We start from the raw sequence: 22,680 nt of genomic DNA, 5'->3' as shown, positions 1-22,680 counted from the left end.
TCCGCCATGACCACGTCCGTCCCGCACCGTCAGAGCCCGGACGCCCCCGCGCAGACGCTCGCCCGCATCGACCTGCCGGACGCCGTCCGTGACGCGCTCGGCCGGCAGCTCGCCGCGGAGCCCGATCCGCAGCCGGACATCGACCGTGCCACGACCCGGTACCTCCAGATCTTCGCCACCCTGCCCACCGGGCTGCTCCAGCAGATACTGGACTTCGGGCGGCACGCCGACACACCGGGCGTCGGGTACGTCCGCAATCTGCCGGTCGATCCCGAACTCCCCGCCACCCCCACCGACGGCGGCCCCGCGGGCGGTAAGCGCTCCTATGTCGCCGAGGGTGTGCTGCTCGGGCTCTCGGGCCTGCTCGGCGAACCGGTCGGCTTCCTCACGGAGAAGAACGGGCAGCTCATCCACGATGTGGTCCCCGTTCCCAGTGGTGCCACGAGCCAGACCAACCAGGGCTCCACCGTCTTCCTGAACTTCCACAACGACATCGTGCACGACGCCGGCGGCCGCTATGACGTCAGCAACCCCGACTTCCTCGTCCTCAACTGCCTGCGCGCCGACCACGAAGGCGTCGCGGCCACCCATTACGCCGACGCCCGGGACATCGCCCGAGCCCTCGACGCCCACACCCTGGAGGTGCTGCGCAGTCCGCTCTTCCGGCTGAACGCACCGGGCAGCTATGTGCGGGACGTCGCCGGCGGAAGCGAGGTCCTCTCCGACCCGGTCGGGCTCATCGGCGGTCCGCAGGACGCTCCGGAGATCTCCTCGTCGGCCAACGGGGTGCGCGCCCTCACCAAAGAGGCGGAGGCAGCACTCGTCCGGCTCCAGGCCGCCTGCCGCGAGGCCGCGCACGAGGTCCACCTCCGTCCCGGTGAAGCCCTGCTGATCAACAACAGGAAGGGCCTGCACGCCCGCACCCGCTTCACACCCCGATACGACGGGTCGGACCGCTGGTTGCAGCGCACCTATGTCCGCCGTAACCAGTGGCCCATCCGGCACCGGCAGGCCGCCGGCAGCCGCCGCGTGCACCACTGATCAGGGCGGCACCCGCCCCGCCTCCTCGGCGGGGCGGGTAACGGCGGCCGCTCGGCGGCGCGCGGGCCGGGTGCCGTCAGCTCTCCGCTGTGGTGCGGAAGAACCGCAGGACCTGGTCGCCGGCGGTGCCGTCCCGGCAGACGGCCACCACCACATCGTTGCCCGCCACACAGCCCAGCACGTCGAGGTCCGGTGTCACGTCGATCAGCGAGGCGACCAGACGGGCGCCGCCGGGCGGGGTGCGCAGGACGACCGTGCCGCCCGTCCGGGCCGCGTCGAGGACCATGTTCCGCGGCGAGGCGGCGGCGCGGGGCCCCCGTCCGCCGGCCGGGTGCGCGTCGGTGCGGGCGCGGGGCGGTCGTGCGCGGCCGCCGGCGGACGGGGCGGCGGGCATCAGCTCAGCACCGCCCCGAGGGCCATGAACACGATGGAGACGGCCAGCAGGGTGGCCAGCAGGGGCCAGATGAACCGCAGATAGCGGTCGTAGCGCACCTTGGACAGGGCCAGTCCGCCCATGATGACCGCGGAGGTCGGGGTGATCAGGTTCACCCAGCCCGAGGCCGTCTGGTACGCGGTGACGACCATGCTGCGGCCCACTCCGGCGAAGTCGGCCAGCGGTGCCAGGATCGGCATGGCGAGCGTGGCGTGTCCGGAGGAGGAGGGGACGAAGAACGCCAGCGGGATGTTCACCAGGAAGGTCAGCACGGCGAAGACCCCGGAACTGGTCCCCTCCACCGCCTTGTTCAGCGCATTGAGGATGGTGTCCGTGATGTGGGCGTTGTTCATGATGACGGTGACACCGCGGGCGAGCACGATGATCAGTGCCGCGCCGATGAAGTCGCCCGCGCCCGACACGATCGCGTCGACCGTGCCCTTCTCCCCCAGCCCGGCGATCAGGCCGGTCACGATGGCGGAGACCGTGAACAGCCCCGCCAGCTCCGGGAAGGACCACCCCAGCGAGGGCAGGGCGGTGACGCCCAGGTCCGCCCAGGGGATGATCGCGAAGATCATCAGGGCGAACGTCGCCCCGAACACCGCGATGACGGCTTTGTGACGCCCGGTCAGGGCGGGGACGTCGCCGGTGCTCCGGCCGAGGTCGTCGTCGCCGGCCGCGCCCACGAGTGAGCGGGCGGGGTCCTTGGCCACCTTGCGTGCGTACCGCAGCACGAAGGCGATGGCGATCGCGGTCAGCACCACCCACATCACCAGGCGCAGCACGATGCCGTCGCCGGTGCCGATGCCGGCGCCCGCCGAGGCGACTCCCGTGGCGAAGGGATTGACGGTGGAGGCGAGGGTGCCGACGCCCGCGCCAACCATGATCACGGCCGCCCCGACCATCCGGTCGTAGCCGAGCCGCAGGGCCAGCGGGATCACCAGGGCGTAGAACCCCAGGGTCTCCTCGGCCATGCCGTAGGTACTGCCGCCGAGCGAGAAGACGCACATCAGGATGGCGATCAGCAGCGCCTTGCGGTGGCTGAGCCGCTGGGCGAGGCGGCCGATCGCGGCGTCCAGGGCACCGGACTTCATGGCGACGGTGATGAACGCGCCGACGGCCAGGATGAAGAGGAAGACCGCGGCCGCGCCGGCCAGGGTGCCGGTGCCGCCGGGGGCGGTCTGCCCGTCCGCGCCGGTGACGCCGTACAGCCCGTTGACGGGCGCGAGGAAGAGGTCCCGGAGCCGGCTCAGGAAGGACCCGGAGGCTTCGACGGAGTGGTACGAGCCGGGTATCGGGGCCCCGCTGTCACTGGTCCGGTAGGCGCCGGCCGGGATGATGAAGGCCAGCAGCCAGACCGCCACGGTGACCACGGCCAGCACGGTGAAGGCCGACGGGAAGCGGAAGCTCCGCTCCGGCCGGTCCGTGGGCGGCACACGGTCCGGTTCCGCCCCATCGCTCTCTGCCTGTGGAACCGGCCGGCCGGCGGGGGCTCCGGGCGGGGCCGTGCCGCTCATGACGGTGATCCTTCCGGCGCGGGGGCCGCTCCGGGCCCGGTGGCCGGCGGCGGGCAGGCACCGGTGTGGGGGTAGCGGCCGCTGGGCGTGACGAGGGTGCCCGCCGTACCGGCGAGGATGTCCGCCGCCTGGTCCAGGGCGCCGATGGCGGCCATGTCCCCGGTGAGTTCGACGAAACGGCACACCGCCTCGACCTTCGGACCCATCGACCCGGCCGGGAAGCTCTCGGCGCGCAGCGCGGCGGGGGTGGTGTGGGTGAGGGGGGTGGCGTCGGGGGTGCCGAAGCCGCTTACGACGCGGGGTACGTCGGTGAGCAGCAGCAGCGCGTCGGCCTCCAGGGACTCGGCGAGCAGGGCGGCGGTGAGGTCCTTGTCGACGACCGCTTCCACCCCGCGGAGCAGGCCGTTCTCGTCCCGGATGACCGGGACGCCGCCACCGCCCGCGCACACCGCGACCGCCCCGTGCGACAGCAGTTGCCGGATCAGCCGGGTCTCGACGATCCGCTGCGGCCTCGGGGACGGGACCACGCGCCGCCAGTACGCGCCGTCCTGCCGGACGGTCCACCCCCGCCCGGCGGCCAGCCGCCTGGCGGTCGGCTCGTCGTAGCTCTGGCCGACGAACTTGGTCGGTTCGGCGAAAGCCGGGTCGGCGACCGACACCAGCGTCTGGTTGATCAGTGCGCAGACCTGGCGGTCCGGCAGGACGTTCTGCAGGGACTGGAGGAGCCAGTAGCCGATCATGCCCTGGGTCTCCGCCCCCAGGACGTCGAAGGGATAGGGGTGGGTGAGCGCGGGGTCGGCGGCGCTCTGCAGGGCGAGCACACCGACCTGGGGGCCGTTGCCGTGGGTGACGACGAGTTCGTGTTCCCGGGCGAGGGGGGCGAGGGCGGCCACGGCCCGGCGCACATTGGTCAGCTGGATATCGGCGTCGGGCTTGTCACCGCGTTTGAGAAGGGCGTTTCCGCCCAGTGCTACGACTACGCGCACGAGGGTCTCCGTTCAAGGCGGGGCGGTGGGTACGGGGGCTGGGGCGGGCGCCCGGTGGCACGCGGACTCCGGCCGGGGCGGGAGTCCGCGTGCCGCCGGACGGCGTCAGCCGCCGAGGGTGGCGACCAGTACGGCCTTGATGGTGTGCATCCGGTTCTCGGCCTGGTCGAAGACGACCGAGCGGTCCGACTCGAAGACCTCGTCGGTGACTTCCAGCGACTCCAGGCCGGTCCGGTCGTAGAGGTCGGCGCCCACCGTGGTGGCGCGGTCGTGGAAGGCCGGCAGGCAGTGCAGGAACCTCGCCCGCGGGTTGCCGGTCGCCGCCATCACCCCCGCGGTGACCTGGTAAGGGGAGAGCAGCTCGATGCGCTCGTCCCACACCTCCGGGGGCTCGCCCATGGAGACCCAGACGTCGGTGTAGACGAAGTCGGCGCCGTCGACGCCCCGGCAGAGGTCCGTGGTGTGGCGCACCCGGGCCCCGGTCGTGGCGGCCACCTCCTCGGCCCGTCCGATGATCTCCGGCGTGTTCCACAGCGGCTTCGGCGCGACGATCCGTACGTCCGCACCCATCAGGGCGCCCATGACGAGCAGGGAGTTGCCGACGTTGTTGCGGGCGTCGCCGACGTACGCGAGGGAGATCTCGTGCAGCGGCTTGCCGGAGTGCTCGCGCATGGTGAGGAAGTCGGCGAGCGTCTGGGTGGGGTGCCAGTCGTCGGTGAGTCCGTTCCACACCGGTACCCCGGAGTACTCGGCCAGTTCCGTCACGAGGCGCTGCGAGGCGCCCCGGTACTCGATGCCGTCGTACATCCGGCCGAGCACCCGTGCGGTGTCCTTCATGGACTCCTTGTGGCCTATCTGGGAGCCGGCCGGATCCAGATAGGTGACATGGGCACCCTGGTCGTGCGCGGCGACCTCGAAGGCGCACCGGGTGCGGGTGGAGGTCTTCTCGAAGATCAGCGCGATGTTCTTGCCGCGCAGCCGGGGCCGTTCGGTGCCGGTGCGCTTGGCGGACTTCAGTTCGGCGGCGAGGTCGATGAGGTACTCCAGCTCACCAGGGGTGAAGTCGAGTTCCCGGAGAAAACTACGGTGACGCAGATTGCGGGCCATGGGATGTCTTTCTCGTTCTCGTGCGAGGTGGTGCGGTCCGGCGGGCTCTCTCGTACGCGCGCCGGTGCGGGCAGGCGCGGGAAGCCTCAGGCGGCGTCGCGCTCGATGGGGCAGCTCATACAGCGCGGTCCGCCGCGCCCGCGTCCCAGTTCGCTGCCCCGTACGGTGACGACCTCGATGCCGTTGGCCCGCAGATACGCGTTGGAGGTGACGTTGCGGTCGTAGGCGACGACCACCCCCGGCTCGACGGCCAGGACGTTGCAGCCGTCGTCCCACTGCTCGCGGGCGGCGGCGTGCACGTCCTGGGCCGGGGTGAGGACCCTGATGTCGTCCAGGCCGAGGGCGTCGGCGAGCACGGCGTGCATCCGGTCGGGCGCGTGCCGGGTGACGAGCAGGTCGTCGGGGGCGTCCTGGGGCTCGATCGTGTACGAGGGCAGCATGCCCAGCCCGGCGTACTTGGTGAAGGTGTCCCCGTTCACCATCGTCAGCACCGTGTCGAGGTGCATGAAGGCCCGCTGCCTGGGCAGGTCGAGCGCCACGATGCGCCGCGCGGCGCCTTCCTTGAACAGCTGTACGGCGAGGCGCTCGACGCCCTGCGGGGTGGTGCGTTCGCTGACCCCCACCAGTACCGCGCCGTTGCCGATGACCAGGACGTCCCCGCCCTCCATGGTGGCGGGGAAGGCCGCCTGGCCCTCGTTCCAGACCTTGAAATCCTGGCCGGCGAAGAGCGGGTGGTACCGGTAAACCGCCTCGAAGTGCACGGTCTCCCGCCGGCGGGCGGTCTTGCGCATCGCGTTGACGGCGACCCCGTCGTACACCCAGCACGAGGTGTCGCGGGTGAACAGATGGTTGGGCAGCGGCGCGATGACGAAATCGTCGTCGTCCATGGTCTGGACCCGGACGCTGCGCGGGCGTCCCATCCTCTCGACGAGTTCCCGCTTGGTGATGCCGCCGACCAGGTACTGGGTGAGCTCCTCGGGGGCGAACCCCTCGAAGACGCCGCGGGCGCGGTCGGTGGCGATCGGCCCGTACTCCCGCTCGTCGAAGAGCCGCCCCAGGACCAGGTCGCGGGCGCCGGGCTCGGCGAGGGTCTCGGTCAGCAGATCGGTGAAGAGGTGGACGGCGACACCGCGTTCGCGCAGCGTGCCGACGAAGGCGTCGTGCTCCTCGCGGGCCCTCTCCACCCAGAGCACGTCGTCGAAGAGCAGCTCGTCCTTGTTGCCGGGTGTCAGCCGCCTGAGTTCCAGATCGGGGCGGTGCAGGATGACCTGCTTGAGGCGGCCGACTTCGGAATCCACGTGGAATGACACGGGCGCTCCCAACTCCTGGCCGCCGCACCGTTGCGGCGGCCCTGCGCTCTCGACGTTAGGAGCGCCGGAACCCCGCACGAGGGCGCCGAAAGGCCCGCTCCGCCCGAGCCCGGATGTCCTTCCGGCCTGCTCCGGCGCCCCTTCGGCCCTGTCCTTTCCGGCAGTGCGAGGCACGGCCGGCAGGGCCGTCCGCCCCTGCGCACAGTGGCCGCTCGTCCCCCCTGAGACGTGCTGCCCGCCACGTACGTTGCCCATGAGGGCACGAGCACACAGGAGTACGCCCGGTGAGGCGGGATATGGGGAGCCTGACATGTCCATCAGAGTGCTGGTCGCGGACGCGGACGAAGTGGTGCGGGTGGGACTGCGCACCATCCTGTCCCGGGAGCGGGGGTTCCTGATCGTGGGGGAATCCGGAGACGGCCGGGACACCGTCGGACTGGTCCGCACCACCCGGCCCGACGTCTGCGTGGTCGGTACCTCGCTCACCGGTTTCGGCGGGCTCGAAGTGGTCCGGCGGGTGGCCGCCCTCCCCGGTACGGGGTGCCGGGCGGTCGTGCTGACCGGTTCGACGGCGGACGACGACTTCCGCACCGCGATGGGCGGCGGAGCCCACGCCTATCTCCACAAGTCCGTGACACCGCGGCTGTTGCGGCAGAGCATCCGGCTGGTGGCGGCGGGGGCGTACGCGCTGTCGCCCGCGGCCGCCGGCAGTCTGCGCGATCTCCTCGACGGGCCGCCCCGGCATGCCCCGCCGGAGCCGCGGCGCCCGCTCAGTCCGCGGGAGCGGCAGGTGGCCGCGATGGTCGCCGTCGGCCGCACCGACCGGGAGATCGCCTGCTCCACGGGGGTGTCGGTGTCCGCGGTGAAGAAGACGGTCTCCGGCTGCCGGCGCAAGGTACGGGCCCAGAACAGGGTGTAGTTGGCGCGCTGGGCCTGGCAGAGCGGCCTGGAGCCGCCGTCTCCGGGCGGGCCCTAGAGTCCGTCGGCGCCGCTGGTGGCATGAGGGGCGGCGGGACCCGCACCGGGACCACCGCCCGGTCCGCCGCACGGCGCTCCGAGGGGCGATCACGCGGCCGGGTCCGCCGCGCACGCCCACGCCCGCCGATGGCCCCCACTCGTGACGAAATGCCCCTCACCCAAGGGACTTCGACCCATGTGGTGCCCTGTCCGCCCCGGCTAACGTGATTGACGCGAGCCCGCCCTCGCCCCCCGGGGCGATACGCGCGCTGACAGGGCTCGACCGGCCGCCCGCAAGGGCAGGATGCGCGGGGCCGGACAACTGAAGAACAGGGCCGCGCCGTCCCCCGATCACTCACGCGGCCCGGTGTGCCAGGGCCCCTGGCCGGGTTTGACCGCCCGGCCGGGGGTACTGCGCTTTCCTGCCTCAACTACGTGCTCCGCAAAGGGGGTTGGCGGCAGGCGGCGTCGACGGCCGAGGCCGGTCCCTCTCGCCGGCACCTCACCACCGCCGCGTCGCCAGTTCGTCGCAGGGATCGATCGGCACCGCCCCGAGAGACAGGTCGTGCGGACCCACCAGGCGCCCCGCGCGTTTGTACTGGCGCAAGGCCACTTCGACGTTGGCCAGTTGGATGCGCGGGAGGGTCTTCGCGATCTGCTCCGTGAGGCCGAGGAGTTCCTCCACCGACCGCAGCCAGAGCGTGACGAGCAGGTTCTCCCGGCCCGTGACGGCCGCGCAGAGCCGGACCTCGGCGAGCGCGGACAGCCTGCACGCCGCCTCCGTCAGCCGATCCGGCGGTATCCGCGCCCAGATCTTCGCGGAGACCGGCCAGTCGGTGAGGGACCGGGCGACATCGCAGCGCAGCGTGATCTCCCGCGCGCCCAGGGCCTGGGCCAGGCGACGGCGCGCGGTGGCCGGTGAGACACCGGCCTCCCGGGCCAGGGCCGCCGCGTCGGTGCGGGCATCCGTCGAGAGCAGGGGCAGCAGCGTCCGTATCGCGTCACCCGCGCACCCCCTGGCTTCCGGCGGGAGGGCCGCGGGACGGCAACGGGCGTCGCGGGCGGGCACGGTCCGGCATACCGTCCACCGGCTGCCCTCCGTGAACACCCGCGTGACGTGGTGGGCCCGGACGGCGGTGGCGCCGGGATGCGCGGCGATCCGTCCCTCCAGGAGGTCGTGGAGCGTCGGCAGATCCGGGGTGACGACCGTCAGCAGGAGGTTCTGCCGGCCGGACATGCCCTCCGCGGTGAGCACATGCGGCAGCCGGGCGCAGAACCCGGCGACGTCGTCCAGCCGCCCCGCCGCCACCTCGACTTCGATGAAGGTGAGGTGCAGCAGCCCGGCGCATCCGTAACCCGGTGTGGCCGCCGTCCACGCCCTGCCGGTCGTCTCCAGCCGCCGCCACCGCCGCATCGCCGTCACCGCGTCGATGTCGAGCAGCGCCCCGACCCGGGCCCAGGACATCCGCGGGTCCGTCTGGAGCACTTGGACCAGCGCGAGGTCCGCGGGGGTGAGCTGCCGGGAGGCGACCGGCTCGTGGCTGCTTTGCTGCATTTCTCTGAACCACCTGCGCAGATCCTGCTGCCGCCGGGCAGCGGAAGATTCAATCCGGAGATTTCACGCGAACATACCGGGAAAACCCTTTCGTTCGCCTCTAATGGTACATGCCGATGGGCCACGAAAATCCGGGAAAGAATCCCCGGCATCTCGCCCCACGGATTCCTCAAGTCCCTTCGGGACTACCGGTTCAGACAACGAGCGATGGGATCTGGCGTGCATTCCGCGATGCTGATCATAGAGTTCCTGGCCGTCTTCGGACTGATGGTGTACGGCTCCAAACTCGGCGGTCCGGCCGGGCTCATCGCGTTCGGCGGAGGCACTACGGCCCTGCTGGTATTCGGCCTCCAACAAAAACCCGGAGACCTGCCCGTCGCCGCGATGGAGGTCATTCTCATCGTGACGTTCGCGGCCGGTGCGATGGAAGCATCAGGCGGTACGGGCTATCTGCTCGAACTGGCCACAAGAATTCTGCGCAGGCATCCGAGCCGCATCACCTTCCTCGCACCGCTGCTCACCCTCGTCCTGTGCGCACTGGCCGGCACCGGAAACATCTTCTTCCCCTTCATCCCGGTCATCTACGAGACCGCCCGCGCCAACGGCATCCGGCCCGAACGCCCCCTGGCGGCCTCGGTGGTCGCCTCACAGATGGCCGTGGTCGCCTCGCCCGTCTCCGCCTCCGTCCTCACGGTCGTCGCCCTCACCACACCTGTCGGCGGCTCGCTGGGCGGCTATCTGCTCATCACCGTCCCCGCGATCCTGATCGGCGTCGTCGCCGTCGCGGCGGTCTGCGTCCGCAAGGGCGAGGACCTCCCCGGCGATCCGGTTCTCCGGGACCGCCCGGAGCCGGCGGAGTCCCGGCCGGCACCCGGCCCGGACAACGGCGACCGGAGCGGACCGCGCTCCGGCGCCAGGGCCAAGGCGAGTGTGTGGATCTTCCTCGCCGGCGTCACCGCCATCGTGGTCCTCGGCATCTTCGACGGTCTGGCGCCGGCCTTTCCCGACGGGTCCCGGCTGGCCTCCACGGACGCGCTGCTGATCATCGAATTCGCGGTCGCCGCACTCATTCTGGCGGTCGGCCGCCCGGCCGGCGGTTCGGTGATGAACTCCAGCACGCTGCGCGGCGGGCTCACCGCCACCTTGGTACTCGTAGCGGTTTCCTGGCCCTACACCACCCTTATCAACGCCCATCTGTCCGGCATCAACAGAACGATCGACGCGATGCTGACAACCTGGGTCGGACTCTTCGTCCTGCTCATTGCCGTCGCCGGCGCCATTATCGCGTCACAGACCGCCATCGCCAATATATTCCTGCCACTGGGAATAGCCGCCGGACTGAGCGCCCCGGTGATCGCCGCCTGCTATATGGGCGTCACCACCAATACGTGTCTGCCCTTCAACGGCGCCGCCCAGATGGCCATTCAGGTCGACAAGACCGGCTCCACCGGCAATGGCCGCCATCTCGTCGACAACTCCTTCATGGTTCCGGCACTGACGGGCTTCGTGGTCACGGCGGCCGTCGCCTTCGCCATGACGGCCATCACCTGATCCCGCCCCGCGGCCCCCTCCCGTTCCGGAACAGGGTCCGCCGCCCGCTCCCCCTTCCTTCCGTACATGCGGAACAGCCCCCGAAAACCGCCCACGAGCACAGGAACGCAGGTCCCCCCATGCACACCGAGCAGTCCCGGTACGTCAACGCCCGCCTCATCGACGGCACGGGCGCGGCCCCCGTCGAGGACGCCGTTCTCGTCGTCGCCGACGACGGCACGATCCGTTACGCGGGCCCGGCCGGGAACGCCCCGGCCGCGGCCCCCGGGGAGACCTCCGTCGACCTCGGGGGCCGCACCCTCCTTCCGGGGTTCTTCGACTGCCATGTCCACTTCGGGCTCGGGTCCGGCGGCGGGCCGACGGCGGTCCTCATGAGCCGCCCCTCGACCCTGCTGTTCGAGAGCGCCCGCCTGATGCGCGAGACGCTGCACGCGGGCATCACCACCGCGCGAGACCTCGGGGGCATCGACGCCGGCTGTCGCGAGGCCGTCGCGCGCGGTCTGATCGAGGGACCGCGCCTGCAGGTCGCCGTACGGGTCGTGGGGCACACAGGCGGGCATGCGGACTTCACGCTGCCCTCCGGACTCCGCCTCTTCGAGGAGCAGACCGCACTCGTCGACACGCCCGACGAGGCGCGCCTCCAGACCCGCAAGCTGCTGCGCGACGGCGCAGATGTGATCAAGGTGTGTGCGACCGGCGGTATGTCCTCGCCCACCGATCAGCCCGAGGACGAGGGGCTGACAGAAGAGGAGATCCGGACCGTCGTGGAGGAGGCCGCGCGCAACCGGGGCTGCCCCGTCGCCGCCCATGCGCAGGGCACCACCGGAATCCACCACGCGATCCGCGGCGGAGTGGCGAGCGTGGAACACGGCTACGGCCTGGATGCCGGAGGCCGGGACCTGATGCTGAAGCACGGCACCGTCCTCGTCCCGACGCTCTCCACGGGGCTGCGGATGCCCGCGCGCGGCACGGTGCCCGAGTACCAGTGGCAGAAGAAGGCCCGCTGGACCGCGGCCATCGAGGAGAACATCGCCGCGGCCATCGCGGCGGACGTCCCGGTCGCGTTGGGGACGGACTCGGGAGTGTGCCCGCACGGAGCCAACCTCCGGGAGCTGGGCCACCTCGTCGGCCTCGGGATGCGCCCCATGGACGCGCTGCTGGCCGGAACCCGTAACGCCGCCCGGCTGCTGGGACTTGAGGACCGCCTGGGAACCCTGGAACCCGGCAAACTCGCCGACTTCGTCGTGACCGCCACCGACCCGCTCACCGACATCGCCTCGCTCGCCACCCCGGACACCATCGTGCTCGTCGCCCAGTCGGGCGAGATCCGCAAGAACACCCTCCCCTCGGCCGCCCCCGCACCGGCACGCCTCGGCTCCCGCTCCCCCTCGGCCTGATCGATCGGCGGACCGGGCCGGGGTAGCGGTATCCGCGGTACGCGGGGGCCGTCGGCGCCACGGACCGACGACGGCCCCCGGCCGCCTGGAACCGCTGGGTCTCCGCCGCGATGAAGTCCTGCCCATCGGCTGCCCGTTCGACTAGTGAGGCGACTCGACGCCCCTCGTCTGACATCCTGCCCCGGGGCACCGCTCCGCGGACCGCAGCGAACGGAGAACACGTAGGCATGAGCTTCCCGAACGTCATATCCGAGCCGGTGATCCGGTCCGGTCCCGGCTGGCCGGCCGCTACGGAACTGCCCGTCGGCACGCCCCTGGCCGGCTACGGGCCGGGCTCCCGCGCAGCGGTGGACCTCGTCCTGGATCCCGAGCGGCGGTTCGCCGTGCCGAATCCGGACACCGTGCCGGTCCGCTCCCGGTTCCACGCGGCCCGCACCCTCGGGGAAGCACAGCGGGAGGTCTCGACCGGCCCCGCGAAGGAAGAATCCCGGCCCGGACCCGACCGCCATGTCTGACGGGACGGGCACCACGGTGCCGCAGCCGCAGGAGAAGAGCTGGTCGGACTACCACAGCGCCCGCCTCGCCCAGGTCCGCCGGACAGAACCGCTCAGCGGTGGATTCGCCAATCAGGTGTGGCGGGCCACCCTCCGGGACGGGAGCCGGGTCGTCGTCAAGACCGCGGAAGACCCCGCACCCGACCTCTTCGCCGTCGAAGCGGAGGGCCTGGAAACCCTGCGCACCCAAGGCGGCCTGCGCACCCCCGAGGTCCTGGAGGTCGGGCCGCGCCATCTGATCCTCACCGAACAGGAACCGGCCCCGCGCACCCCTGCCTTCTGGGAAGCCGCAGGCCGCGGCCTGGCCCGGCTGCACTCGGTGACCGGACCCCGGTACGGCTGGCACCGCGACGGCTGGCTGGGACGGCTCCCCCAGCGCAACACCTGGTCCCACGACGGCCACATTTTCTTCGCCGAGCAGCGCATCCTGCGCTACCTGGCGGAGCCGAAGGCCGAGCGCGCCCTGGACGCCGCGGACCGCGCCGGGCTGGAGCGGCTGTGCCGCCGGCTCCCCGAACTGATCCCGCCGGCCCCGCCCGTGCTCGTCCACGGCGACCTCTGGCACGGCAACCTGCTCGCCACCCCGGCCGGCGCGCCCGTCTTCATCGACCCCGCGGTCTGCTGGACGTGGGCCGAAGCCGACCTGAGCATGGCCTACTGCACCGGAGGAATCCCGGAGCACTTCTTCACCGCGTACCGGGAGATCCATCCCCTCACCGACGGCTGGCGAGAGCGGATGCACCTCCTCCACCTCCGCGAACACCTCAGCGTCCTCGCCCACTTCGGCGCCGACCGCGACCACGTCGACGCCATCCGCCGCATCCTGCGCGTCTGGAACTGAGCACATCACCGAGCACATAGCAGCCTCGCGACCACGCCGGGAAGCACGGCCTCGTACCCCGGCGCCCCGGCCCGCGCCGAACACCGGGCACCGCCCGGACCGGGATCGGGCCCCTTGCGCTGCGCCCACCCACCATGACCTGCTGTCCCTGGCCCGAGGCCAGGAAGCAGCCCGCCGTTGTGCCGCCAACGGCCCGACGTCACACGAAGGAACGCGACGTCCCGTCCGCGCGGTACCGGCACCGACCGAAATCCCGCACACAGGAGGCTGATCCATGCATTCCGCCTGCCACCGCCTACGCCGAGCCCTCCTCGGTACGGCCACCGCGCTCCTGGCAACCGCCGCCACCGTACTCGGCCCCGGCACCGGCCCCGCGGTCGCGAAGGAACACACCGCGAGCTCGCCACACCGGGTGGTCGCGTACTACCAGACGCAGTACACCACCGGATCCAACGGCTCCAAGACCTATGTGTCCCCGCTGCCGCTCAAGGGCATCGCCACCGACGTCGAGGTGGCGGCGCTGCACCTGAATAACGACGGCAGCGTCCACCTCAACGACAACCCGCCCGCCGACCCGATGTTCGATCAGATGTGGCGGGACGTCGCCACCCTCCAGGCATCGGGCACCCGGGTCTCGGTGATGCTCGGTGGAGCCGCTCAGGGCACGTACGCCAACCTCCACCGCGACTTCACCAAGTACTACGGCCTGCTGCGGGACACCCTGCGCACCTACCGCCTGGACGGCGTCGACATCGACATCGAGGAAACCTTCTCCCTGGCCGACACCGAACACCTCATCGCCCAGCTCCGTACGGACTTCGGCCCCGACTTCGTGATCTCGCTGGCCCCGGTGGCGAGCGACCTCAGCGGTTCGACGAACTTCTCCGGCGGGTTCGACTACGCCACCCTGGAACAACAGGCCGGGAACCAGATCAGCTGGTACAACGCACAGTTCTACTGCGGCTGGGGCAGCCTCACCGGCACCCGCGACTACGACGCCATCATGAACAACGGCTTCCGCCCCGCCAAGGTCGTCACCGGCGCCGTCACCAACCCGGCCACCTGCGGCGGCTATGTGGACCCGACGACGCTGGCCTCCACCGTCGGCTCGCTGACCGCCGCCCACCCGGACTTCGGCGGCGTCGCGGGCTGGGAGTACTTCAACGCGGTAGGCGTCGGCGGCGGGCCGGAGACGTGGTATGCGCACGTCAAGGGGGCGATGGGGTGACCACCATGTCATGAGGGACCGCGCGGCTGCCCGCCATCAGAGATGTTGATGGCGGGCGGCCCGCCCACGAGCGTGGGTGGACCGGCGAGTGTCCTGCACGGTCATGGTGGTCGTCATCCCTTCGGGATCTGAAGCGGTGTGTCACTGCTCCGACGGATCGCACCGGGCGAAGGTGACCGGTGCGGGCGGAAGCCGGGTCCGGTCACCTTTCGCGGGAGCAATCCGTCAGGGTTACCAGTCGTCCCTGAGTCGTCCGAGGAAAGAGAACGTGACCGTGACACCCCACGACTTTCTGGCCGTCGAGTTCGAGGGCCACCGCCCCCGTCTGAAGTCGGTCGCGTACCGCATGCTCGGCTCGCTGGCCGAGGCTGAGGACGCCGTGCAGGAGTCGTGGCTGCGACTGGCCCGTTCCGACGCCGACGAGATCGATAACCTCGGGGGCTGGCTGACCACCGTGGTGGGCCGGGTGTGCCTGGACATGCTCCGTACCCGCAAGGCGCGGCACGAGGAGCCCATGGCGGACCGGCTGCCGGATCCGGTGGTCAGCCTGGAGGATGCCGCCGATCCGGAGCAGCAGGCGCTGCTGGCCGACTCGGTGGGGCTGGCGCTGCTGGTGGTGATGGACTCACTGAGCCCGGCGGAACGGCTGGCGTTCGTGCTGCACGACATGTTCGGGCTGCCATTCGTGCAGATCGGGCCCATCGTGAACCGCACGCCCGTGGCGGCCAAGAAGCTGGCCAGCCGGGCGCGGCAGCGGGTGCGCGGCGCGGTGCCCAGCGCCGACTCCGATCGGGCGGATCAGCGCCGGGTGGTGGACGCGTTCCTGGCCGCCGCGCGCGGCGGCGACTTCGACGGGCTGCTGGCCATCCTCGATCCGGATGTGGTGCTGCGCGCCGACGCCGGGGTGCTCGCCGGCGGCCTGAAGGCCATCCGGGGTGCTGCGGCCGTGGCCGGGCAGCTGGGGACCTTCCAGCGCATGGCCACCATCGCGGTCACCCATCCGGCGCTGGTCAACGGCAACGCCGGCCTGGTCAACACCATCGACGACGAGCTGTTCTCCGTGATGAGCTTCACCGTGGCCGACGGCAGGATTGCCGCGATCGACATCCTGTCCGACCCCGGCCGGCTGAACGGCCTGGACCTGGCCGATCCGACCGGCTGACCAGGGCGGCCGGCCGACCGCTCGTCTTCGGCCGGCGGTCTCCGGTCAACGTCGATATGGAGACCGTCTCGGCTATCGACCGGGGCCATCGGCAGGCTGACCCGCGCACGCGGTTCCCAGGGCCTGTTCTGAGCTGAGATCACGGTGAGCGCGAGCGCCACTCGTTGACACTGCTTGGACCTGGGCCGCTGCCTGCCCGAGAACGACTGCCTTCCGTCTGTCACCTTTCTCTGTCGCGATCCGTCACCGCAGTGACAGCAACAGGAAAGCCCGAAGGAGACGGCGATGGAAACACGTTCGATCACGGCTGAGGTCCCGATGCTTCCGCGGATGTCCGAGGACCCCACTGAGCTCGTCCCCGAACTGGCGGAGGTGTCATCGGCGCTATTCAAGGTCACCGGCAACCGTTCGGTACCGCGCTCCACGATCAGCCTGGTTCAGCTGCGTGCTGGTCAGATCGTCGGCAGCACCTACCTCACCGTTCTGCACACGGGCTTCCTGCACAAGGCCGGGGAGTCGGAGGAGCGGATCACGTCGGTGGCGTCCTGGCAGGACTCTCCGTACTTCACTGGTGCCGAGCGTGCCGCACTGGCACTTGTGGAAGCCGTGCTTCAGCCGTCCGCAGACGGCGAGAGGGTCTCCGACGAGCTGTATGCGCAGGCAGCCGAGCACTATGAGGCCAAGGCGCTCGCCACGCTGATGTTCGCGATCGGCCAGGTGAACTTCTTCATCCCCGTGGCGCTCATCGCCAAGCCGGTGCCCGGCAGGTCGTTCACCGACCCGTGGAAGTGAGGGCACCCGGGTAAGACTCGATGTTCGGGTCCCCAGGTGGGACCCGAACGGGCCCCCACGGACGCGCCGGCCGCGACAGGAGTGGAGATCACGGAGCGGCCGGGAGGCTGCGTCACCACAGCATGGCTCCGCGGAGGCGGAGCCCGGCGAGGTAGCTGTCCGGTGTCTTGTCGTAGCGGGTGGCCGGCCCCGCCATTCCGGAGAGGCACACAGCGCTCAGCTCCGGTTGAGCCAGGCGTTCCCGGCGGCCTTCATCTCGGCCTCCAGCGCGCTGCCCCGGGTCGGGAACTCGCGTGCGACGGAGAAGCCGGACCGCTCCAGCAGGTAGGCCAGCGCGGCGTACTCCCGCGGGTAGCGGCGTACCGCCTTCTCGTCGATGTCCGGGATCCTGGCCAGGAAGGTGAACGAGCTCATGTCGTAGCTGCTCTCGCGCCGGGTGATGCGCCAGGTGCCGTCGCGCTTCTCGACCTGGTCCCAGAAGCGGTTGTGGGTGGTGCAGCCCAGGTCCAGGGCGGGATTCTCCGCCATGATCATCGCGTTGGTCTCCACCAGGGCCCGGTCGCCGTTGAAGGTGATCGAGGGGTTGGCGATCAGGTGTTTGCTGCGCAGATCGGAGGCGCCCATGCGGGCGGAGCCCTCCACGAAGTCGACGGCCGGGCCGTCGAACCAGGTGATCGCGATGGTCGCACCGGGGTGGAACAGATCCCGCAGGCGGTCCCATTCACCCAGGTCACGGTGCATCCACCCGGTCATCAGGTCAGCGATGGCCGCCCGGTCTTCGATGCGTGCGTTCACGGTCGAACTCCGCAAATAGAGGACGGGGAGATCCTTGATTCGACGGTACATGCGCCCGTTCCCTGGTGCGATTTGAGAAGAGGAGCCAGGTAGCGGGGGCTGGGGCTGCGGTGGCCGGACAGTCGGAGGCAGTTCCCTGCGGTGTGGGCGGTCCCGATGACCCGCGCGGCCTCCTCGCGCCGCTCGACCGGCGTGATCACCGGCAGGCGGGCGCGCCCACGGACAGGGTCGCGGCCGGCCGGAAGGCGGCCGTGGGGAAGCCGGGGACAGTTGCCCGTGCGGTGAACACCGCGCCGTCCGCCGGGGCCGGGGCCGTCAGGCCGGTCCGGGCCGTGGTGATGTACAGCGTGCGCAGGTCGGCCCCGCCCAGGCAGAGACCGGCCGGTTGCCGGGCGGGGAGGGGCAGCACCTGGTCGAGGGTGCCGTCGGCGCGGTAGTGGTGGACGCGGCCCTCGCCCCATATCGCGCTCCACACCCCGCCCTCGATGTCCACCGCCATGCCGTCCGGGTACCCCGCGCGCACCGTGGCGAACTCCTCCGGTGCGTGGGCCGGTTCTCCGGTGCGCGGGTCGATGCGGCACATCAGGATGGTGCCCCGGGCGCTGTCCGCGAGGTACAGCGCTGTCCCGTCCGCCCGGAAGGCGGGGCCGTTCGGCACGGTCAGGCCGTCGAACACCCGGTGCACGGTGCCGTCGTGGTCCACGCGGTAGAGGCTGCCCGCGCCCTCGTCCGCCGCGTACGGCATGCTGCCTGCCCAGAACCGGCCGTGCGGGTCGGCGGTGCCGTCGTTCATCCGGATGGGGACCGGCGAGGTGTCCTCGGGCCGGGCGAGCCAGTGCGGGGCGGCGTGCCGGGCGCGGGTGTGCCCCGTGCGGAAGAGGCAGATGCCGGTGCCGGCTGCCGCGATCCACTGTCCGGGGCGGCCCGCGACGGGGGCCACGGCGCCCAGCGGGACGTCCAGCCGTGCCAGTTCGTCGAGCGGGCCGCCTTGGTGGCCGAGTGGACCGCGCAGGAGGCGGCCGCCCGGGATGTCCACCAGGACGGGTCCGCCCGGGAGCCAGCGGATGCCCTCGCCCAGGTCGAGCCGGTCCGACCAGACGGGCTCTGCGGGAGAAGGGGAGTTCATGCGGGTCCGTACCTTCCTTGTGGGGCGATCCTCTCGTTCGGTACCCGCGCGGGAGGGGGCGGCCTCCGTTCGCGTAGCTCCACCTCCGAAGGGATGAGTCGGCGCCCGCGCGGGAGGGGCCGGCCTGGTCCGTCGCGGGCGGGCGTCCGGTCAGAAGGAGTCGCCATACCAGTGGACCGCCCCGGGGACGCGGGGCACGGCGTGCGCGTGCTGCGGCGGGGTCAGCAGCGGGCGGATCATTCCGGTGTGCTCGGTGCGGGCCGTGGCCCCGGTCATGAGGTGGGGCAGCGCCTCCCGTACGGCGGGGCCGGGGGCCGGGCCCCGAAAGCGCGCCTCGCGCAGTCCCGCGCGGCGGGCGCGCGCGGCGACGGCCGCGAAGAGCGCCGCCAGGGCGCCGGGCCCGGTCGCCGCGTACTCGTGTACGTCCACGGTTCCCTCGCCGTGGGCGGCGACCGCCCAGCCCACCGGCCGGGCGGTGTCCGGGTCCTGTGCGACCAGCCAGTCGCGGGGCGGGCCGTACCAGGCGGGCAGCCGCGTCCGCCAGTCCGCCCCGGTCCGGACCGCAGTCAGCGGGGCGCGGGTGCGGGCGAGTCCGGCGAGAGTCGGCAGGTCGGCGGGGCGTGCGGGGCGGACCCGGTACGGCGAGCGGGTGGGCGGGGCGCTGCTGAGGGTGCCCTCGTGAAGGTGGGTGGGGAAGCTCCGCCAGCCGGAGCCCGTATAGACGCGGGGCGTACCGGTGAACAGCAGCGACCATGCGCAGGACTCCGCCCGCATCGTCGCGACCGCCTCCTGGAGCAGCGCGCGGACGAGCCCTCTGCCGCGGGCTTCGGGGCGGGTCGCGACGCTGCCGATGCCGCCGACCCGCACGGGGGTGCCGTCGGCGTCGCGGATGTCGCGGGGCACGTAGACGACGACGGCGTCGACCGTGCCGTTCTCGCGGACCGCGAGGAAGGTGCGGTGGTGGCGGCCGGGGTCCAGGGCGTACAGGGCGGGCAGGTGGGGGGCAGCGGCGAAGCACTCCGCCCACAGGGCGTGCAGGGCGGGCTCGTCGGCGGGGCGCGCGGTGCGGATGCGGGTCACAGCAGGAGGTTTCCCGTGATCTGGGCGGTGTCGCCGGGCTGGGGGAAGGCGGTGCGGCGGGTGCCGTCCTCGACGCAGGTGCTGTGCAGGGTCGAGCGCAGGGCGTCGGGGGCGAGGTGGAGGGTGCCGCCGGTGAAGCGGCAGCCGGTGGCCGACCAGTGATTGGCGCCGTGGTCGATGCGCGCGTGCGCGGTTCCGCTCGCGGTAGTGGTGGCGGTGAGGTCCGAGAGGTCCCATACGACGGTGGCCTCGCTCGCGGCACGGCTGAGGAAGGCGCCGCCCGCGGGTGTGCCGGTCAGGGCCGTACCGCCGGTGATCCGCAGCTGCTGGTCCCGCTCGGCGGTGAGCCGCAGGCCGAGTCCTTCGAGGCGGCCGCCGTGGACGCGGAGTTCGGCGGCGGCGACGGTCAGGGGGGCGCCGTGTTCGGCGGCGGCCAGGCGGCAGTCGGTGAGGCGGACCGGGCCGGTGCCGCGCAGGGCGGCGCCGTCGAGGCCGGTCAGCTCGCAGCGCACGAAGTGGACGGGGGTGGTGACCGCGCTCTGGATCAGCACGGTGTCGGGCGGTGCGGCGAACGCGCAGTCGCTGACGACGGTGGGGCGCCGCGAGCGCGTGGAGCGCTGGGTGAGGCTGAAGGTCTTCGCGGTGCAGCCACGTACCTGGGCGCCGTCCGCGTTGACGGTGAGGGTCCCGGCCCGGTCGAAGGTGGGGCGGGCGATGACCCGGACGTCCTCCAGGGTGAGGTCGGTGATCCTCGTGTTGGCGGTGAACCAGGAGCACACGTGCTTGCGTACGGTGATGCGCTTGGCGGAAGTGCCCCACTGCGCGCCCGAGTTGGCGAGGTCCATGAGGCCGGAGTTGCCGTCGAAGAGCAGGTCGTGCTCGTACTGGCCGTGCGTGGTGAAGGGGTTGCCGCCCGCGTCGTCGCCGTCCCCGTGGCAGTTCTCGACGAGGCAGTACGCGGAGGCGGTGAGGTCGCTGAGGTGGCGGACGTTGCTGGTGGTGCAGTCGGCGATGCGGCCGTACAGGCAGTAGATGTTCTGGGTGAGGTAGCCGGCGCCGCCGTACTCGACGGTGGGCGGGTTCTTGAGGGAGCAGTTCTCGGTGCGGAAGCGGGTGCACCAGCGGCGCATGATCACCGGCCAGAAGGTTCCGACGGCGTGGATCGCGTGGACATCGCAGTCCACCGCGTACTCGTAGGCCACGGGGTGGGAGCCGGTGTACTCGTCGGCCCCGGCGCCCTCGAAGCGCAGGGCGCGGACATGGGCTTCGCGTACGGGTTCGACGCGGGTCCAGGTCAGCCGGCGGCCCGCGGCGAGTTCCCAGCCGCTGAGGTAGCCGACGCGGACGTGCGTCGGGTCGACGATCTCGGTGATCTCGACGAGTTTCTGGAGTTCCCGTTCGTCGCGGCCGCCGCCTGCGACGGGGTCCACGGCGAGAGCCCACCACTGCCCGACGCGGAAGGCCCCGGAGTCCGGCACCGGGTAGGTGTCGGTGAGTTCGGGCACCGGCGCGGCGAGGGCGTGGGTGAGGGTGGTCGAGGTGCGGGTGCCGGAGAAGGAGAGGACCGCGCTGAAGGGGTCGTCGTGGCTGCCCCGTTCGATGCCCGTGGTGTGGACGGTGTGCCCGCCGAAGTCGAGGGTGATCCGGGAGCGGTGGATGCGGTGGCGTCTGCGCAGGAGCAGGTCGGTATGGGCCTCGATGCGGTGGACGGCGGGGTCGGCGAGCATCGCGTCGAGTGCGTCGTCGGCGGGGTGCGCCGCGTCGAAGTGGCCGAAGGACCGGAAGTCGAGTACGCCCTCGTGGACGCGGAGCCAGCGCCCGCGCCGGGTGTTCGCGGGTGCGAGGACGGTGCCGCCGTTGGGCGGAGCGCTGGAGCGGGGGTCCCAGCGCAGCAGCATGCCCCCGCCGTCACCGGGCTCGCGGTAGCCGGTCAGGAGGGCCGTGTCGCCGTCGGCGAGCTTGTCCCCGCCCCGGTCCAGGAGGGCGCGGACACCGGTGTGTACGAGGGGCGGGCGGGCGGCGGCCGCCGCGTGGGCCGGGGCGGCCGGGAGGGCGGCGGCGCCGGCCGCGAGTCCCGCGGTGGCCAGGACACGGCGACGGGTGGTGGCGTCGGGCGGACGGTGCACGGTTTCCTCCACGGGTGTGCGGCGGCGGGCGGGTACGGGTCCGGGGCGGCCGGGCCGGTCGTGCACCGCGGGCCCGGTACGGGGTGCCCGTACCGGGTCGGTCGGCGGGCGGCCGGGGTCAGTCGCCGGTGTGCGGGCGGGCGGTGTCGTCGACGGTGTTGCGGTACGGCGGCATCCAGCGCATCCGGGGCAGTTGGTCGGCGAGGACTCCGCCGTCGACCACGAGGCGCGCGCCGGTGAGGTAGGCGCCCGCGTCGGAGGCGAGGAGCAGCAGGGCGCCGACGCAGTCGTCGGGCCGGGCGTAGCGGCCGAGCGGGATGCGCTCGCGCCAGGCCGCCTCGAAGGGCTCCCGGTCGAGCGGGAAGTCCCCGTCGATGGGGGTGTCGACCATGCCGGGGGCGAGGGTGTTGGCGGTGATGCCGTGCGGGGCGAGTTCGATCGCGAAGGTCTCGGTGAGCAGCTGCGCGGCGGCCTTGGAAGCGTTGTAGTGGGCGAGGCCCGCTTCCGCGACGAGGGCGTTCTTCGAGGTCACGGTGATGATGCGGCCGGGTGTGCCGTCGGCGGTCATGTGCTCGGCGACGCGCTGGGTCAGGAAGAAGACCGCGTCGACATTGACCTTCATCACCCGGCTCCAGCTCTCCGGGGTGATCTCGTTGCAGCGCTCCAGGGCGGCGGTGCCCGCGTTGTTGACGAGGATGTGTACGGGCCCGACCTCGGCGCGGACGGTGTCGGCGAGGCCGGCGAGCTGTTCGGTGTGGGCGAGGTCCTGGGGGTAGGTGTGGCAGCGGCGGCCGAGGGCGCGGACCTGGTCGGCGGTCTCTTCGAGGCCCTCGGCGCCGGGGAGGTCGACGAGGACGAGGTCGGCCCCGGCAGCGGCGAGGCCGGTCGCGAAGGCGCGGCCGAGGCCGCGGGCCGCGCCGGTGACCAGGGCGGTGCGTCCGGTGAGGTCGAAGCGGTCGGTGCCGCGCGGGGCTGGCGAATGGGTCACGGCGTGGTCCTCGGGAGGGGTGCGGTGCGGAGACGGGGAGCCCGCGGGCCGGGCCACCGGCGCACGCGATGCGGCGGCTCGGGCGGTCGGGGTGATCGCGGCGGACAGGACGGGCGGGCCGGTCGGTCAGTCGG

Annotated in this window: 20 protein-coding genes; 9 read left to right on the top strand and 11 right to left on the bottom strand. The window is 72.0% G+C overall.

Translation table 11 applies throughout. The features are described 5' to 3' along the window. Nucleotides 1-6: 6 nt before the first annotated feature. A complete protein-coding gene (locus IH09_RS01315; RefSeq protein WP_052853327.1) occupies nt 7-1,041 on the top strand; it encodes a TauD/TfdA family dioxygenase in 1,035 nt (344 codons plus the stop codon). Nucleotides 1,042-1,117: 76 nt separating this feature from the next. Here the strand turns inward: IH09_RS01315 and IH09_RS01310 are convergent, their stop codons facing one another. The 5 genes from IH09_RS01310 to IH09_RS01290 form a co-directional block, all read right to left on the bottom strand. After that, a complete protein-coding gene (locus IH09_RS01310) occupies nt 1,118-1,435 on the bottom strand; it encodes an arginine repressor (protein WP_052853326.1) in 318 nt (105 codons plus the stop codon). Continuing rightward, nucleotides 1,435-2,910 (bottom strand): YfcC family protein, encoded by a 1,476-nt coding sequence (locus IH09_RS01305; RefSeq protein WP_052853325.1) that lies wholly within the window; start codon nt 2,908-2,910, stop codon nt 1,435-1,437. Before IH09_RS01305 ends, IH09_RS01310 begins: the two co-directional genes overlap by 1 nt. 77 nt (nt 2,911-2,987) lie before the next feature. Next, nucleotides 2,988-3,977: a carbamate kinase gene (arcC, locus tag IH09_RS01300; protein ID WP_052853324.1), complete on the bottom strand. Its 990-nt coding sequence runs from the start codon at nt 3,975-3,977 to the stop codon at nt 2,988-2,990. A gap of 105 nt (nt 3,978-4,082) precedes the next feature. Beyond that, nucleotides 4,083-5,084, bottom strand: coding sequence for an ornithine carbamoyltransferase (gene argF, locus IH09_RS01295; RefSeq protein WP_052853323.1), 1,002 nt, complete (start codon nt 5,082-5,084; stop codon nt 4,083-4,085). Between the two features lie 86 nt (nt 5,085-5,170). Further along, nucleotides 5,171-6,394 carry an arginine deiminase gene (locus IH09_RS01290; protein ID WP_052853322.1) on the bottom strand — a complete coding sequence of 408 codons (1,224 nt, stop codon included), beginning with the start codon at nt 6,392-6,394 and terminating at the stop codon, nt 5,171-5,173. 310 nt (nt 6,395-6,704) lie between these two features. Here IH09_RS01290 and IH09_RS38735 point away from each other — a divergent pair, with 310 nt between their 5' ends. Then, a complete protein-coding gene (locus tag IH09_RS38735; RefSeq protein WP_190233174.1) occupies nt 6,705-7,313 on the top strand; it encodes a response regulator transcription factor in 609 nt (202 codons plus the stop codon). A 540-nt stretch (nt 7,314-7,853) separates the two neighbouring features. Here the strand turns inward: IH09_RS38735 and IH09_RS01280 are convergent. Continuing rightward, nucleotides 7,854-8,906, bottom strand: coding sequence for an Lrp/AsnC family transcriptional regulator (locus IH09_RS01280; protein ID WP_052853320.1), 1,053 nt, complete (start codon nt 8,904-8,906; stop codon nt 7,854-7,856). Nucleotides 8,907-9,137: 231 nt separating this feature from the next. Between IH09_RS01280 and IH09_RS01275 the strand changes: the two genes are divergently transcribed. The 7 genes from IH09_RS01275 to IH09_RS01245 all read left to right on the top strand — a co-directional run bounded on the left by IH09_RS01275 (nt 9,138) and on the right by IH09_RS01245 (nt 16,431). Beyond that, nucleotides 9,138-10,457 carry an anaerobic C4-dicarboxylate transporter family protein gene (locus IH09_RS01275; protein ID WP_052853319.1) on the top strand — a complete coding sequence of 440 codons (1,320 nt, stop codon included), beginning with the start codon at nt 9,138-9,140 and terminating at the stop codon, nt 10,455-10,457. 119 nt (nt 10,458-10,576) lie between these two features. Next, a complete protein-coding gene (locus IH09_RS01270) occupies nt 10,577-11,854 on the top strand; it encodes a metal-dependent hydrolase family protein (protein ID WP_052853318.1) in 1,278 nt (425 codons plus the stop codon). A 227-nt stretch (nt 11,855-12,081) separates the two neighbouring features. Then, nucleotides 12,082-12,369, top strand: coding sequence for a hypothetical protein (locus tag IH09_RS01265; protein WP_052853317.1), 288 nt, complete (start codon nt 12,082-12,084; stop codon nt 12,367-12,369). Next, nucleotides 12,362-13,249: a fructosamine kinase family protein gene (locus IH09_RS01260; protein ID WP_110951983.1), complete on the top strand. Its 888-nt coding sequence runs from the start codon at nt 12,362-12,364 to the stop codon at nt 13,247-13,249. Before IH09_RS01265 ends, IH09_RS01260 begins: the two co-directional genes overlap by 8 nt. Before the next feature lie 274 nt (nt 13,250-13,523). Continuing rightward, a complete protein-coding gene (locus IH09_RS01255) occupies nt 13,524-14,477 on the top strand; it encodes a glycosyl hydrolase family 18 protein (protein WP_052853316.1) in 954 nt (317 codons plus the stop codon). Nucleotides 14,478-14,745: 268 nt separating this feature from the next. Then, nucleotides 14,746-15,639 carry a sigma-70 family RNA polymerase sigma factor gene (locus IH09_RS01250; protein WP_052853315.1) on the top strand — a complete coding sequence of 298 codons (894 nt, stop codon included), beginning with the start codon at nt 14,746-14,748 and terminating at the stop codon, nt 15,637-15,639. 285 nt (nt 15,640-15,924) lie between these two features. Beyond that, nucleotides 15,925-16,431 (top strand): carboxymuconolactone decarboxylase family protein, encoded by a 507-nt coding sequence (locus tag IH09_RS01245; protein WP_052853314.1) that lies wholly within the window; start codon nt 15,925-15,927, stop codon nt 16,429-16,431. Between the two features lie 216 nt (nt 16,432-16,647). Here IH09_RS01245 and IH09_RS01240 read toward each other — a convergent pair whose 3' ends face one another. From IH09_RS01240 to IH09_RS01220, 5 genes are all read right to left on the bottom strand, one after another. Beyond that, nucleotides 16,648-17,226 (bottom strand): nuclear transport factor 2 family protein, encoded by a 579-nt coding sequence (locus IH09_RS01240; protein ID WP_110952004.1) that lies wholly within the window; start codon nt 17,224-17,226, stop codon nt 16,648-16,650. A gap of 196 nt (nt 17,227-17,422) precedes the next feature. Further along, complete coding sequence (locus IH09_RS01235) at nt 17,423-18,352, bottom strand: SMP-30/gluconolactonase/LRE family protein (RefSeq protein WP_052853313.1); 930 nt, start codon at nt 18,350-18,352, stop codon at nt 17,423-17,425. A gap of 150 nt (nt 18,353-18,502) precedes the next feature. Next, a complete protein-coding gene (locus IH09_RS01230; RefSeq protein ID WP_052853312.1) occupies nt 18,503-19,432 on the bottom strand; it encodes a GNAT family N-acetyltransferase in 930 nt (309 codons plus the stop codon). Beyond that, the gene (locus IH09_RS01225; RefSeq protein ID WP_110952003.1) at nt 19,429-21,558 is read right to left on the bottom strand and encodes a peptidase C14; all 2,130 of its coding nucleotides are present in this window, start codon (nt 21,556-21,558) and stop codon (nt 19,429-19,431) included. Before IH09_RS01225 ends, IH09_RS01230 begins: the two co-directional genes overlap by 4 nt. A gap of 118 nt (nt 21,559-21,676) precedes the next feature. Beyond that, complete coding sequence (locus tag IH09_RS01220) at nt 21,677-22,546, bottom strand: SDR family oxidoreductase (RefSeq protein WP_052853311.1); 870 nt, start codon at nt 22,544-22,546, stop codon at nt 21,677-21,679. Nucleotides 22,547-22,680: the final 134 nt, after the last annotated feature.

This window comes from Streptomyces celluloflavus (assembly GCA_000720995.1).
GTDB classification, from domain to species: Bacteria; Actinomycetota; Actinomycetes; order Streptomycetales; family Streptomycetaceae; genus Streptomyces; species Streptomyces celluloflavus.
The sequence above is the reverse complement of the archived record's forward strand: the minus strand, read 5'-3'. Positions and strand labels throughout refer to the sequence as shown.